The sequence below is a fragment of the Anabaena sp. TISTR 8404 genome (genome assembly GCF_056847745.1).
On the sequence record NZ_CP180578.1, the window covers coordinates 1031343 to 1046476 of the forward strand.

Below are 15134 nucleotides of genomic sequence, written 5' to 3' on the forward strand. Positions count from 1 at the left end.
AAATTATGGCTAATGGCTATAAAACTAATACCCCTTCTTTTGACAGACTGAATCATTAGGGCAGCAAGGAAAGCCAGTAGTTTAGGAAATACTCAGATTTAATAATTATCAAGCGATCGCGCTATTCAAGTAAGCATGATTGTCTGCTGTAATTTTGATTAAATCTGAGCTTGTTAGCTACTAACAAAGAGTAGGGGAACCGCTAAGGAGCTTTAGCCGTTCCCCTCGCGGGGTATTGATATTAACAGCTTACTTGATAGCTATGTGCTATGTCTAGCATTTTTATTTTTCTGTCACAATACTGCTATGGCTTTTATTTTAGATTTTAAATTTTGGATACTTCGACAAGCTCAGTACAAGTTTTGGATTGTTTTTGGTACAAGCCCCGCCTAAGAGTGGACGGAACAAATCTAAAATCCACTCATCCCCAAACTGCATCCCTTTATAGGTGCAGTCAATCTAAAATCTAAAATCCAAAATCTAAAATTGGTTGACTGTTAACCTCAAGGGGAAATAGCTTATTTGCTCAATTATCTGATTAACTGTGCAGCTGAATTAAAAAACTGACGACACAATCCTCTGGTAACAAAAATTGTCGTTAGTAAGTTGGCAACAGCAACCATAAATACAATCAAAATTTCATAAGAAACAGCATCAAGGGGTTTTACACCTGCTAATAACTGTCCGGCGGTGATGCTGGGAAGAGTCGCCATCCCAATCAGCATCATTTGATTGACAGTGGGTAGTAATGCGGCTCGAATGGCTTCTCGACGGTATTGACTAACTGCTTGTTGGGGAGTTGCGCCTAAACTCAAGTGAGTTTCGATTTCCCCAGAGGAATTATTGATTGTACTAACTAGACGTTCGCCTGCGATCGCAGCTGCATTCATCGCATTACCAATGATGACTCCAGCCAAAGAAATCACATACTGTGGTTCGTACCATCTATCTGGTTGGAGAATCAAAAAGTTGGTGTAAAAGAGCGTGAAAGCGGTACCTGCTAAAATTGCTACCCACACCACAGGTAATACAAGGGGAATTTTCTGGCTGATCCGATTTCGTGCGACAATCGCCCCCATTGTCAGCATAATTGCTAAAATCCCCAAAACTGCCCAAGCATTATTTACGGCAAAGATGAAGTCGAAAACATATCCCAAGACAACCAGCTGTAAGATGGTTCTGCCAGTGGCAATTGCCAAGTTTAACTCTAATCCTAATTTTTCCCAGGCAGATAAAGCAATGGCGATCGCTATCAACCCCACAGCCAAGGCTAAATCAACTAAATCTAGTTTGATTAAATCCGGCACAGTTTTTTTACCTCCTGGGAAAGTGCTGAGTTGAAAGTGCTGAGTGCTGAGTATAAATCTAATATCTATTTGATGACAGCTATATCAGAGCTTTTTAGCAAATGAAAAAATGAATTGGATCGATCTCATAAAATGACTTCTTGGAAGCCTTGTGTATTGACACTTTTTCAGAGTGGCCTAATTACGAATTACAAATGACAAATTACGAATTAGTATGATATTTTTACCCATACAATATTTTCAGTAATAACCCTTTTTGATGCGTATCCGGGGCGACAGTCTATTAATCAGCTGTTTGATGAAAAAGTTAAACAGCCAAATAAACTGTCGAAGTGCATCCTTTGTATCTTCAGATAACATAAAAACTCATGTTCCAAAGCGTAAATTCTGTTCCTGCCTTTGATATCAAGCAGCAATACGCCACTATCGAAGCAGAAGTTAGTGCAGCCGTGCTAGAGGTTTTAGCGTCTGGGCGTTATATTGGCGGCCCGATTATTGAAAACTTTGAGCAACAATTTGCTGCCTATCATGGTGTTACTAATTGTATAGCTTGTAACTCTGGAACTGATGCGCTGTACTTAGCGCTACGAGCTTTAGAAATTGGTGCAGGCGATGAGGTGATTACTACGCCTTTTACATTTATTGCTACGGCTGAGGTGATTAGTGCCGTGGGAGCAAAGCCTGTTTTTGTAGATATAGATGTTAATACATTTAATTTGGATTTGCAGCAAATAGCTGCGGCGGTTACACCCAAAACCAAGGCGATTATTCCGGTGCATTTATTCGGACAGCCTGTGGATATGACAGAGTTGATGGCGATCGCCAAAACTCATAATTTAGCTGTAATCGAAGACTGCGCTCAATCTACAGGGGCAATTTGGGATCATCAAAAAGTTGGTAGCATTGGGCATATTGGTTGCTTTAGTTTTTACCCTACCAAGAATCTCGGTGGTTGTGGCGATGGTGGGGCAATTACAACTAATGATCCAGAATTAGCTGCAAAAATGCGGGTAATTAAGGAGCATGGACAACGAAATCGTTATTACTATGAACAAATTGGCGTAAATAGCCGCTTAGATGCGATTCAAGCCGCGATTTTGCAAATTAAACTGCGATATCTCGATGATTGGAATCAACAAAGACAGGCGATCGCATCTTATTACCAGCAGTTCCTCAGTCAAATTCCTGGGATTGTCGTACCTGAAGAACTCCCTGGCGGCTTGAGTGTCTGGAATCAATTCACGATTCGCGTATTGAGTGAAGCACGTAATGGTGCAAGCGCTTCACGCCGAGATTGGGTGCGGAATCAATTACAAGAACGGGGGGTAAATTCAATGGTTTACTACCCTTACCCACTGCATTTGCAGCCAGTGTATAAACATTTGGGTTACAAATCAGGGCAATTGCCAGTAGCCGAGCAAACTTGTCATGAGGTTTTATCTTTGCCCATGTTCCCGGAACTAACAACCCAGCAGCAAGACCAGGTAATTTACGCGCTGAAGGATTGTTTGGTGTAAAAAAGTATGAAGTCTGAAGGATGAAGTGTGAAATATTTGTTTCAAAGTGAATCTGATTAACCTCTCCCCAACCCCTCTGTCTTGAAAAGTTCTGAGCGGAGGAAGCCTCTGCTCAGACTTTTCGCTCCGACGCGGAGAGGAACAGAAATATTTTGTGTTTTCAATGAAAAAACCAGAGTTTCAAAGCCTCTCTCCCTTTGGGGGAGAGGTTTGGAGAGGGGTTTTTAATCTGTTAAACTCACGTTTGTGTTCAGTTTCAAGCTTCAACCTTCATTCTCTGGTCAAAAATTAGACAATTGCGCGGTTGTTTGCAGTCGCTAAAGCTTCAACTAACCCACGTACAGCAGCAATCATGGCGACTTCGCTGTTGAGTTGGTTGATCGCAGAACCGACACCAACACCAGCCGCACCAGCAGCGATCGCTAAAGGTGCGGTAACGTTAGAAATGCCGGAAGCGCACAACACTGGTACAGATACAGCGCGAGAAATTTCATAAGCTGCTGCCAAGGTGGGAGCAGCTTTTTCAATTAATCCCAAAGTGCCAGAGTGAGCAGGTTGACTGCTGGTACCGCCTTCGGTTTGGATAATATCAGCACCAGCTTTGACTAGTTCTTCTGCCAGCTGTACCTGTTGATCTAGTTCCAAAATGTGGGGAACTGTCACAGATAAGGTGATTTCTGGTAAAAGTGCGCGGGTTTGATGAGTCAGCGCTAATACTTCCTCAGCCTCAAATCTGCGTCCTTGAGCGTAGAAGGAATCAAAATTCCCAATTTCAATTAAATCTGCCCCAGCTGCTACAGCTTGGACAAATTTTTCTGGTTCAACTGCTGATACACAAACTGGCAAATTAATTAAGCTTTTTGCCATTGCGACTAAAGCCGGGTCAGCGGCGATATCAACAAAAGTTGCACCACCAATTTCAGCAGCTTTAATAGTAGCAGCCACGCGATCGCGGTCAAAGTTATTCAAACCACTAATTACTTTCAGGACGCGGTGGTTGGTAAATGCACGTTGTAGTGCAGGATGTATGGTCATAGTTCGTCTTTTGCAGCTACGAAGGTAGGAATATTTTTACACTACTAGGCGTTTGCGGCTAGGGGGTAGTAACTTGTTCAGTATTGAATTTAGATGTTGAGATTGCAGGAAAGAGGGTTTGAATAACAGAAGGGAAGAGAAATTCTACCTGTGTACACTTTCCAAATGTCTGGAAAATTTCAAGACTTACAAAAAGGCTATTTCTTAGGATAAATTGTTAGCATTCTAATCTTTAGATAGACTAACATAAAGCTTAACTAATAAAACCGATTATTTTTACTGAAAACGCCAGCCACTCTGTGTAAATATGCGCCGTTTAGCTTCTGTCCAGATGACACGTCCTTTGTTTCTAATGGCTCAAACTATTTTGAGCGATCGCAACTGGCTGCCAACAAGGCGGTTATGGCTACTGATACTAGGTTTAGCTTGTTTCTGTTCTGCTTGTGCGAAAGCTTCCGAAGCGCAATCAACAGCAAAAGATGCAGGTAAAAAACGACCTGTTCCTGTTATGGTGGCGACTGCCACGCAAAAAACGATACCTATTTTGATTCGAGCTACAGGTACAGTAGAAGCATATTCCACCGTATCTGTCAAGTCGCAGATCAATGGACAGTTAACTAAAGTTTATTTCCAACAAGGACAGAACGTAAAAAAAGGGGATTTGCTATTTGAGATAGATTCTCGTCCTCAGCAAGCAGCACTGATGCAAGCAATGGCAGCCAAAGCTAAAGATGTGGCATTGGTAAAGCAATCCGAGGCTAATGTAGCTAAAGCGATCGCCCAAGTCAACCAAGCCAAAGCAACTGTCCTGAAAGATTTAGCGCAGGCAAATAATGCCAATGTCCAGGCAAAACGCTATGCAGGATTATTAGAACAAGGAGCGATTAGCAGAGAACAGGCAGAACAATACCAAACAAGTGCCACTGCACAAAAGGCAACTGTCAAGGCAGACCAAGATGCTGTAGCTAATACCCAAGCAGCAGTAGCCGCCGCCGAAGCAGATGTAAAAAACGCGCAAGCAGCAGTAGTCGCAGATGAAGCAGCAATTGATAATGCTAAAATTCAACTTTCTTATAGTTCTATTTATTCACCAATTACCGGGCGAACTGGCAGCTTTAAGTTAAATCAAGGTAATTTAGTGACTGCCAATGCCACAGATCCATTGATTACCATCAGCCAGATTCGCCCCATATATGTTAATTTTTCGATTCCGCAGCGAATGTTGCCAGATTTGAAAAAGTACACCAGTAACCGCAAATTAGAAGTTGATGTCATACCCCCCAAAGATTCAGGTAATCCCGTACATGGCTACCTCACCTTTATTGACAGTGGCGTAAATACTCAAACTGGAACAATTCAACTTAAAGGCACATTTAGTAATAACGAGGAGCGACTTTTACCAGGGCAATTCGTGAATGTCGTCCTCAAATTATCGGAAATACCAAATGCTGTTACTGTACCAACCAAAGCAGTGCAAGCCGGACAGCAACAGCAATTTGTCTATGTAGTTAAACCAGACAACACAGTAGAAATGCGTCCTGTAGTTGTCGGAGATACAGTCAATAATGAAACAGCGATCGCTCAAGGCATCAAACCAGGTGAGCAAGTAGTCATCGACGGACAATTCAACCTTGTACCTGGGGCAACAGTGCAAGTTAAGCAGGGATTAGGAGGAGGTAAGGGGGCAGGGAGCAGGGAGCAGGGAGCAGGAGGAAAGAGAGTTTGAGAGATTTTTGGTGTAAGTCAGATTGAAAAGTTCTTTAGCCTGATTAATCTATTAACTAAGCTAAATTTGACCAAATTATTCCATATCCTGACTCCTGAATTCTACCTCCTGAATTCTTACTCAAAATGTCCTCATCCAGATGCTCTTGGCTATAAAAAATAGGAAAATCTATGAATATTTCCGAGTTATTTATTCGTCGCCCAATCATGACGACTTTGGTAATGATTGGCGTTTTGATTTTCGGGCTGATGAGTTACCGAATGTTGCCTGTGAGCGACTTGCCGAATGTGGATTTTCCCACAATTCAGGTGAGTGCTAACTTGCCTGGGGCGAACCCAGAGACAATGGCGGCATCGGTGGCTACACCTCTAGAAGCGCAATTTTCTAGTATTGCTGGGTTGAGTTCCATGAACTCTACTAGTTCCTTGGGCAGTAGTCAGATTACCCTGCAATTTGATTTAAGTCGAGATATTGATGGGGCAGCCCAAGATGTGCAAGCTGCGATCGCCAAAGCCACGCGGCAATTACCAGCGGATATGCCCAGCCCTCCATCTTATCGCAAGGTAAACCCAGCAGATCAGCCCATCCTCTACATCTCCCTGAATTCTGCTGTTCTGCCCTTGTCCACCGTAGACAAGTATGCAGAAACACAACTGGCACAACGTTTATCAATGGTCAACGGGGTGGCACAGGTGCAAGTCTACGGTTCGCAAAAATATGCCGTGAGAGTTTTGCTTGACCCCGAATCCCTGAGTGCCAAAGGTATAGGTGTTGATGAAGTTGCCGATGCCATTAGCAAAGGTAATGCCAACATCCCTACGGGGACACTTTACGGTAAAGAACAAAATTATACAATTCAAGCCAACGGACAACTCAATGATGCGGCTGCCTATCGTTCCTTAATTGTCAGTTATCAAGGCGGTGCGCCAGTCCAATTAGGAGAAGTCGCGCAAGTCTTGGATAGTGTGGAAAATGACAAAGTTGCGAGTTGGTATTTTACCAAGACAGAAAAGGCGAAGCAAAAATCTAATTCTGGTGTGCGGGCGATTGTTCTAGCGATTCAAAAGCAACCAGGAACCAATACCGTCGAAGTCGTGGATGCGATTAAAAAACTGCTGCCCAAATTCCGCGAACAAATTCCCGCAGCCGTGAATATGGAAATTCTCTACGATCGCTCTCAAGCTATCCGCGAATCGGTTGATGATGTCCAGTTTACGCTGTTACTGACTATTGCTTTGGTTGTATTGGTAATTTTCCTGTTTCTGCGCAACTTACGAGCGACGATTATTCCCAGTTTGGCAGTACCCTTATCCTTAGTTGCCACCTTTGGCGTAATGCTACTGCTGGGCTTTTCTCTTGATAACCTCTCACTAATGGCGTTGACTCTTTCCGTCGGTTTCGTGGTGGATGATGCGGTAGTGATGTTAGAAAACATCGTCCGCCACATGGAGATGGGTGAAAGTCGCTTGCAGGCTGCGTTGAATGGCTCACGGGAAATTGGCTTTACAATTTTGTCCATGACCATTTCTTTGGTTGCTGTGTTTATTCCCGTGCTGTTTATGGGCGGAATTTTAGGGCGATTATTCCGCGAGTTTGCTGTGACTATCAGCGTGGCGATTTTGGTATCAGGAATAATTTCTCTGAGTTTGACCCCAATGTTGTGTTCTCGCTTCTTGCGTCCACCACATCACCAGCAAGAAGATGAAGCAGAACCAGTGAAAAAAGGTTTAAAAGGCAGAATTCAAAGATTTAACCGGGGACTTTATAATCTTTCCGAAAAATTTTTCGATGTCATACTGGGTGGCTATGAGTGGAGTTTAAAGCGATCGCTCAAATATCATCGCACGACAATGTTTATCTCTGGGGCAATTGTCGTCGCCACAGTCTATCTATTTATGGTTGTGCCGAAAGGCTTTATTCCGACTGCGGATGTCGGACAAATCACCGCCTCTACCCAAGCCGCCGAAGATATCTCCTTTGATGAAATGGTAAAACATCAACAGGCAGTAATGGCGATCGCGGCTCGTGACCCGAATGTAGCAGCGATTAATTCCAGCGTTGGTGCAGGCGGCGCAAATTCTTCCAGTAATACCGGACGCTTATTTATCAGACTCCAACCCCGTGAAGAACGCAAACTGAGTGCCGATGATATTGTCCAAGAACTGCGCCCAAAACTATCGCGCATCCCTGGGATGAAGGTTTTTTTGCAAAACCCGCCAGCCATTAATATTGGCGGACAACAAAGCAAAGCCCAATATCAATTCACCTTACAAAGTCCGAATATTCAAGAGTTATATCAGTATGCGCCAACATTAGAAGAAAAACTCCGAGGGCTACCTGATTTACAAGATGTCAATAGTGATTTGCAAATCAAAAACCCCCAAGTACAAGTTGACATCAACCGTGAGCAAGCGGCAACTATGGGGCTAACTGCTGAGCAAATTGAAACTGCACTCAGTAATGCTTATGGTACAAGACAAGTTTCCACAATTTACGCCTCTGATAGCCAATACGAAGTGATTATGGGAGTCGAACCCAAATATCAGGGAGACCCCAGCGCCTTGGAATTGCTGTCAATTCACTCCCCTACTGGACAACTAGTACCATTAAATGCAGTAGCCAGCATCTCGAAAGGTGTAGGGCCGTTGACTATCAACCACTCAGGACAGTTAGCTGCTGTAACTATTTCCTTTAACCTCAAACCCGGAGTATCACTTGGTAGCGTCACTGACAAAATTGAACAACTCGCCCGTCAAACATTACCCGCCAGTATTACTACAGGTTTCCAAGGTTCCGCCCAAGCGTTTCAGTCTTCCTTGCAAGGTTTAGGATTACTGCTATTGGTGGCAATTTTAGTAATTTATATTGTGTTGGGAATTCTCTATGAGAACTTTATCCACCCTTTGACAATTCTTTCAAGTTTGCCATCAGCCGGATTTGGCGCATTGTTAACCTTGATGCTATTTCAAGTTGACTTGAATATTTATGCCTTTGTCGGCATTATCCTGCTAATTGGGATTGTGAAGAAAAACGGCATTATGATGGTTGACTTTGCCATAGAAGCCCGACAAAACGGCAAAACTCCCTATGATGCCATCTATGAGGCTTGTGTCGTCAGGTTTCGCCCCATTATGATGACCACAATGGCAGCTTTGATGGGGACTTTACCCATCGCCCTGGGGTTGGGTGCAGGCGGAGATACACGCCGTCCCCTTGGTTTAGCAGTAGTTGGGGGATTGCTGTTTTCCCAATTTTTAACGCTGTACTTAACACCTGTGTTTTATACATACATGGAATCTTGGCAAAGCTTTATGAAAAAACGCCAGTGGCGCAAACAGCCAGATTCTCATGCAGTGTAAAACTTAGGACTGACGCAGATTATTTGTATAGATTGGGTGTGAGGATATAAGGGTGTAGGGGTGTAAGTAAGCAAAACCCTTACACCCCCACACCCCTACACCCAGTCTTCACAGTAAATTCTGGTGGGTAATACCAATTTGAAAAATGTTTGCGACAGATGAATTGATAGAAGCTATACGCAGACAGCAATTCCCAATCCAAAATCTAAAATCCAAAATCCAAAATGGTATAAGTCCTGATTTACCACCAGATTCGATTACCATTTTCGTCAACTCTGGCTTGACGAATCACATCAGAAATTTCTTCCGCATCTTTTACGTGGTGGAGTGCTTTCTTTTCACCGTTGGGTTCTTCGACAACAAAGTATGTCGGAACTGTGATGCGATCGCCTGTGATATCTGGTGAATCGACAGCAACTTGTTTTGCTTTCTCTTCAATTGATTCAGGTTGATCAGAAATTCTGTCTCCAGGATTCGCAGTTAAGTTTCTTTCTTTGGCTGTGGGTTCTTCGCGTGAATGCCAATCTTTGCTAACTGGCTGTTCAATTTCGGCTTGATTATTTTCGGGTTGATTATTTTGATTTTCTAATTCTTTAGTCATGGCTATTTCACAAATTAAAACTATGTATTCTTTAACTCAATTTATAAAATTAAAGCCATGATGCAGTCTTTCCTCAGAGAGACTTTCTGATGAAATCAAAAGTTAGATATCTGAAGTTATATATTAACTTTTGCATACAGATATTACTTCTTACTTCCGAAATAGCAAAATCATTCATAATTCTTACTTGCTTGTTATTGCTTGTTGTTTTGTTTCTGAATTTTTAATTAGTTGAAATGGTGTATATTTACCCCCCAAAGCCTCAACAATGGCGCGGGTATTTGCCTGCATCATTTTGATGTATGTTTCTCCATCACTACCTTTAGCACCAATGGAATCAGAATAAAGTTGATGGGGCGCTAATTGCACACCAGCTTCTTGAGCTACGGTTTTAATTAAGGTGGGATTAATTGTAGTTTCGGCAAAAATTGCTGGTACGCCTGTCTTTTTAATCGATTCTACCAATCGTTGTACAGTTTGAGCGCTTGGTTGTTCTTCGGTGCTGATACCGATTAAAGTTCCAGCGATCGCCATTCCATAAGCACGTCCATAATATTGAAAAGCATCATGGGTTGTCACTAATTTGCGTTTATCTGGCGGAATAGTTTGAATTTGTTGACTTATCCAGGTATGCAGTTGTTTTAATTCATCGGTTAGTTGTGCTGCATTTTCGGTAAATTTTGCTTTATCTTCTGGCGATAATTCTATCAGCGCATCTCGAATCACATTGACCATTGCGGCTACATTTTCGGCGCTACCCCAAACATGGGGGTCTGGTACAATTTCACCTTTACCTTTATCTAATTCTAAAGGTTTCACTACTTCCCCTACAGCTACTTTCTTTCCTTTTCCAGCCGCATTCATTAACTTAATTAATCCTGGTTCTAAGTTATAGCCGTTATACAAAATTAAGTCAGATTTTTCCAAAAACCGACTATCTGCTGGTACTGGTTCATAAACATGGGGATCAGCACCAGGCTGAAGAATTCCCTGTAGTTGAATTTCTTCGCCGCCAACCTCTTGGGTTAAGTCTGCAATGATTGTACTAGTAGCGACGACTGTCGGTTTATCACCACCTTTGGCAGTGTTAGAGTTGGCATTGTTTTGAGTACAACTAAATAAAGCCAATGGCAAAAGCATTCCCAAGCAAAGCCGCGAAAAAAACCGAAAACTAACTTTTTTCTGTCTGGAGATTGTTGGATTATGAGAGACGCAAACGCTCTCCCTCTCAAGTATTATGCTCATTTATCCTTGATATTACTGCTAATTATAGATTTTTTCATATTTTTCTCATTTTTATAGTAAGCTCAAGTAATAAATATAAAAACATAGTTATGGAAAACGTTTCTTTTGACGCAAAATTGCGCCAATCTCAAAAAAAGGTGGGAGAAGTCCCCACATCATTTATCAAAGCTATTGATATGGATTCTACAGCCGCAATTTCTATCGCTCATTTGGGGGTACACTACCGGACTCAAGAAGCCTTGAGAGATATTAATTGTGTGATCAAACCAGGAAGATTGACAGGGATTTTTGGCCCGAATGGTGCTGGTAAAAGTACGCTGATGAAAGCAATGTTGGGCTTGGTTCCTGTTAGTAGCGGTGTGGTGATGTACCAAAGCCAACCCTTGATGCAGCAAAGGTCAAAAGTTGCTTATGTACCACAACGCAGTCAAATTGATTGGACTTATCCGGCGACAGTTTGGGATGTGGTGATGATGGGACGGGTAAAGAAAACAGGATGGTTGCGTAGCTTTTCGGGAGTTAGTCGCCAAATAGCCAACAGCGCCTTAGAAAGAGTGGGGATGAGTGAATTCCGCGATCGCCCCATCGGACAATTATCAGGAGGACAGCAGCAACGAGTCTTTTTAGCCCGTGCGTTGACACAGCAAGCAGACATCTTCTGCTTTGATGAACCATTGGTAGGTATTGATCAAAAAACCCAATCAGTAATTTTTGAAGTCTTTCACGAACTCGCCGCCGAAAACAAAATCGTGCTAGTTGTCAACCACGACTTAGGGGAATCTATCACCCATTTCGATGACTTAATTTTACTCAACCGCGAATTAGTCGCCACAGGTTCTAGACAACAAGTCCTAACAGAACAAAATCTACATTCGGCTTACGGCGGTAAAGTTATGTATTTTTCTGATGCAGCTTAATAACTCTTGGCGGTTCTGATAAATCAATATCTATGCTAGAAGCACTAATTGAGCCATTGCAATATGGCTTTATGCAGCGATCGCTTGTGATTGCTATTTTAGTTGGTTTGTTGTGTGCAGTTGTGGGCAGTTATTTAATGGTGCAACGACTAGCACTCCTTGGTGATGCTATTAGTCATTCTGTTTTACCAGGATTAGCGATCGCCTTTATGTTAGGCGCAAATATTTTTGTTGGCGCGTTTATTGCTGGGGTTGTGAGTACAATGGCGATCGCCTGGATTAGAACGCGATCGCCTATTAAAGAAGATGCTGCAATGGGCATAGTTTTTTCCGCATTTTTTGCCCTGGGTATTACTTTAATTACCGTTATTCAAAAAGATAATAAAATCGACCTGAATCACTTTCTTTTTGGCAATATTCTTGGTGTTACTGTTGATGAAGTTCGAGATACAGCAATCATCGCTGCTATTGTTTTGATAGTCGTTGTTTTGATATACAAAGAACTTTTATTTTACACTTTTGATCCTTTAGGCGCTCAAGCCGCAGGTTTGCCAGTCAATCGCCTCAATTTTGGCTTGATGTTGCTAATTGCTTTAACAATTGTCGCCAGTATGAAAGCTGTTGGCGTTATTTTAGTGCTATCACTGTTAATTACGCCTGGTGCGACGGCTTATTTATTAGTGAAACGCTTACATGAAGTGATGATTCTAGGCGCGGTAATTGGGGTTTTTTCGAGTATTAGCGGTATGTATCTCAGTTACTTTTATAATTTGCCTTCTGGCCCGGCAATTGTTTTGGTAGTATCAGGATTATTTATTTTGGCATTGTTATTTAGTCCTAAGCATGGGGTTTTGATGCCAAGTGTGAATCAAAAATAAGTTTGTTCAACGCAGAGGTGCGCTAAGGTTCACGCAAAGAGACGCAGAGTGTTTCTCAAGTTAGTTTTTCTGACTTTTATTGATAGGTATTTAATACTTGTTGGATAAATTTCTGCCATACTTCATTCGGAACCCAAATTTTATGTAAATCTTGTTTAGCTGCTTCATCGTTTAAACCTTGATGTATGCGGCGAAAAAGATACATAAAAGCCGCGACTCTCATGTTAGCAGCGCAATGAACAAAGATTTTTTTATCTGAATTTGTTTCCATGACACCAAAAAATTTTGTCACATCTTCCAGAGTCGGATTTTCCCAGACTACGGGAATGTGTACATACTGCATTCCTTGAGATTCGACGATTTGTTTTTCATTGGGTAAAGCATTACTTGATGTTGGTAACGCTAGATTGACTATTAATTGATAGCCTGCTTGTTTAATTTCTACAAATTGTTCTGCGGTAGGTTGTCCTGAAGTGGCAATTGCATCTGATATTTGGAGGAAGTTGTATATTTCTGCAAGATTATTTTTTTCAAACATAAAATTTCTATTGACTATATAACCCATAAGATAATTTATTTTCCCATTGACTGCCAGTTCTTTCCATATATAGTAAGCTGCCATATTGTGGTGTCACTGGACAATAAGCAGTAAGCTGAATTAATGCTTGAGAAAAATCATCAGAAAAGCCTGGACGAGTCAATGTATAGAATATAGACCATCTATAATCATATTGACTGGAAAGATGGCTAAATTCTGCGTGAGACAAAAGATTAACTTTAGAACTTTTAATCCATGAATTTAATAAGGCAGGTTGACTATTAATGGATATCCAATTATCAAAAGTTTCTTTTTGGAGATTCGGAAAGCCTAAAATAGTCATGCCATAAATTACTGTTTCCTTAATCCGAAGATTTTCCCAGGATATATCCTTAAAAGTAGTTTTAGTAATAACTGCATTAGATGTTTCTAAAATAAATTCTCCTGCCATATTGTAATTTTCAACTAAGGTCGAAAAAAGCTCTGTTTCATGTTGCGATCGCATATTTTTGACTATAATTTGATTGAAAAAAAGGCATGACAATATCTCTCTATTCAGAGCTATAGTTAACCTTGATTAATTTATACTTGATTTTAAAACAAAGTTAATCGGTAATTACCGCGTTGGTTGGGATTACTAGAAGTTACAACTATATAATAAATACCATCTTCAGGTAATCTAGCTCGGTCAATGAGAACGCTGTATTTACCATCGCGATCGCTATTGGCAGCAATTCTTTGCCCTTTGGAATTGAGTAAAACTATATAAGGCGAAAACTCTTCATTCACACTATCTACACGAATACTTACCAACTGGTTTTTTGTACCTTGAAACTGAGAAACATTGTAGGGAGTTCCATTTTGTTTGAGTACTAAGTTTTGTGGAGTCAGTTCTCCTGATTCGTCTAAAATATAGCTGGCTCTGTCATTTCTGATAGCAAGACTATAGCGGCCTGTATCTCCAGGGTTTTGGGTAGTGACGGCAATTGTATATCTACCAGCTACAGGTAATCGCGCAAAGATAAAAGCATCTCTATCTGTTTCTGTTGCACCTCTTTTCAAAATGACATTATTATTGGGGTCGAGGAGCAACATATAAGGACGTAAATTTAAGTTGTTAGAACGCCTTTGATCTGCACTACCCAATAGCCGAATTTGAATGAGTTGATTCTCTCTACCCTCAAACTGGTAGAAATGATATGGTCTACCTTGAGATTGAAAATCTTTTTTATCGAGAATACCGAAGGCAATATCAACAAAGTTAATTTTTCTATAAGCAGGTGTTCCAGAGGAAGCAGCAGCTACACCTCTAGGATTTTGGTTTCTACCTCTACCTGAGTTAGTGTTTGATGTTTGTCTTCGTCCTGTGGTTGGCGATACAGAACGATTTTGCGATGGTTGCGGTGTGGGATTGGTTTGTCTAGGTGTAGTTCTGACAGGTGCTGGCTGTGTTGTGGGGTTGGTTTGTCTAGGTGTAGTTCTGACAGGTGCTGGCTGTGGTGTGGGATTGGTTTGTCTAGGTGTAGTTCTGACAGGTACTGGTTGCGGTGTGGGGTTAGTTTCTGTTGGTGTGGATGGTGGGGGAGTAGAATTAGTCGGTGCTGGTTGTGGAGTTGGGTTAGTCTCTTCAGGTGGGACACGCGCTGGTAAAGGTGAATCTATAGATTGAGTGCGTGGTGGAGTGACAGGCGGTTCTACAGCTGGAATTTGCTCAATTCCTTGTTGTACTGCTTCTGGCTGTCGCTCATCTGGTGTTTTAGCGATTTGAAATTGTCTAGAAAGTTTGGGTATTTCTAACGCATTGATTGGCAGGATATGACTAGCGATCGCCATACTACTCACAGAAATCAATAAAGTCAAATTCTTTCTTAAGGGAGATTTCTGATTATTTTTTCCTGCCATGATTCACTCCTCGTTTTGATTATTCCTATTTTTATCTGCCCGTAGATAGATACTTTTATTTAATGAATAATGTGATAAAAAACAACTATTTTTTTTGGGTTGCAGTTAT

At 41.6% G+C, this 15134-nt stretch carries 12 protein-coding genes; 5 read left to right on the top strand and 7 right to left on the bottom strand.

Features of this window, described 5'->3' with window-relative positions; genetic code table 11:
- Positions 1–530 precede the first annotated feature (530 nt).
- Positions 531–1307 (bottom strand): ABC transporter permease, encoded by a 777-nt coding sequence (locus ACMX3D_RS04405; protein ID WP_482750253.1) that lies wholly within the window; start codon positions 1305–1307, stop codon positions 531–533.
- A gap of 368 nt (positions 1308–1675) precedes the next feature.
- Here ACMX3D_RS04405 and ACMX3D_RS04410 point away from each other — a divergent pair, with 368 nt between their 5' ends.
- Positions 1676–2824, top strand: a complete 1149-nt coding sequence (locus ACMX3D_RS04410; protein WP_482750254.1) for a DegT/DnrJ/EryC1/StrS family aminotransferase — start codon at positions 1676–1678, stop codon at positions 2822–2824.
- Between the two features lie 288 nt (positions 2825–3112).
- Here the strand turns inward: ACMX3D_RS04410 and ACMX3D_RS04415 are convergent, their stop codons facing one another.
- A complete protein-coding gene (locus ACMX3D_RS04415; protein WP_482750255.1) occupies positions 3113–3859 on the bottom strand; it encodes a DUF561 domain-containing protein in 747 nt (248 codons plus the stop codon).
- A 352-nt stretch (positions 3860–4211) separates the two neighbouring features.
- Between ACMX3D_RS04415 and ACMX3D_RS04420 the strand changes: the two genes are divergently transcribed.
- Both ACMX3D_RS04420 and ACMX3D_RS04425 read left to right on the top strand, forming a co-directional pair.
- Positions 4212–5585 (top strand): efflux RND transporter periplasmic adaptor subunit, encoded by a 1374-nt coding sequence (locus ACMX3D_RS04420; protein WP_482750256.1) that lies wholly within the window; start codon positions 4212–4214, stop codon positions 5583–5585.
- Positions 5586–5755: 170 nt separating this feature from the next.
- On the top strand, positions 5756–8944 hold the full coding sequence (locus ACMX3D_RS04425; protein WP_482750257.1) for an efflux RND transporter permease subunit: 3189 nt from the start codon (positions 5756–5758) through the stop codon (positions 8942–8944).
- Positions 8945–9185: 241 nt separating this feature from the next.
- Here ACMX3D_RS04425 and ACMX3D_RS04430 read toward each other — a convergent pair whose 3' ends face one another.
- The gene (locus ACMX3D_RS04430; protein WP_482750258.1) at positions 9186–9545 is read right to left on the bottom strand and encodes a hypothetical protein; all 360 of its coding nucleotides are present in this window, start codon (positions 9543–9545) and stop codon (positions 9186–9188) included.
- 183 nt (positions 9546–9728) lie between these two features.
- Positions 9729–10685 (bottom strand): metal ABC transporter substrate-binding protein, encoded by a 957-nt coding sequence (locus ACMX3D_RS04435; protein WP_482750259.1) that lies wholly within the window; start codon positions 10683–10685, stop codon positions 9729–9731.
- 194 nt (positions 10686–10879) lie between these two features.
- On the opposite strand from ACMX3D_RS04435, the gene ACMX3D_RS04440 reads away from it, so the two are divergent.
- Positions 10880–11707 (top strand): metal ABC transporter ATP-binding protein, encoded by an 828-nt coding sequence (locus ACMX3D_RS04440; RefSeq protein ID WP_482750260.1) that lies wholly within the window; start codon positions 10880–10882, stop codon positions 11705–11707.
- Between the two features lie 32 nt (positions 11708–11739).
- Entirely contained in the window at positions 11740–12585 is an 846-nt protein-coding gene (locus ACMX3D_RS04445; protein WP_482750261.1) for a metal ABC transporter permease, read from the top strand.
- A gap of 76 nt (positions 12586–12661) precedes the next feature.
- On the opposite strand, the gene ACMX3D_RS04450 is transcribed toward ACMX3D_RS04445, so the two are convergent.
- The 3 genes from ACMX3D_RS04450 to ACMX3D_RS04460 all read right to left on the bottom strand — a co-directional run bounded on the left by ACMX3D_RS04450 (position 12662) and on the right by ACMX3D_RS04460 (position 15025).
- Complete coding sequence (locus tag ACMX3D_RS04450) at positions 12662–13123, bottom strand: protein tyrosine phosphatase family protein (RefSeq protein ID WP_482750262.1); 462 nt, start codon at positions 13121–13123, stop codon at positions 12662–12664.
- Positions 13124–13130: 7 nt separating this feature from the next.
- Positions 13131–13628 carry a hypothetical protein gene (locus ACMX3D_RS04455; protein ID WP_482750263.1) on the bottom strand — a complete coding sequence of 166 codons (498 nt, stop codon included), beginning with the start codon at positions 13626–13628 and terminating at the stop codon, positions 13131–13133.
- An 89-nt stretch (positions 13629–13717) separates the two neighbouring features.
- The gene (locus tag ACMX3D_RS04460; RefSeq protein ID WP_482750264.1) at positions 13718–15025 is read right to left on the bottom strand and encodes a PPC domain-containing protein; all 1308 of its coding nucleotides are present in this window, start codon (positions 15023–15025) and stop codon (positions 13718–13720) included.
- Positions 15026–15134: the final 109 nt, after the last annotated feature.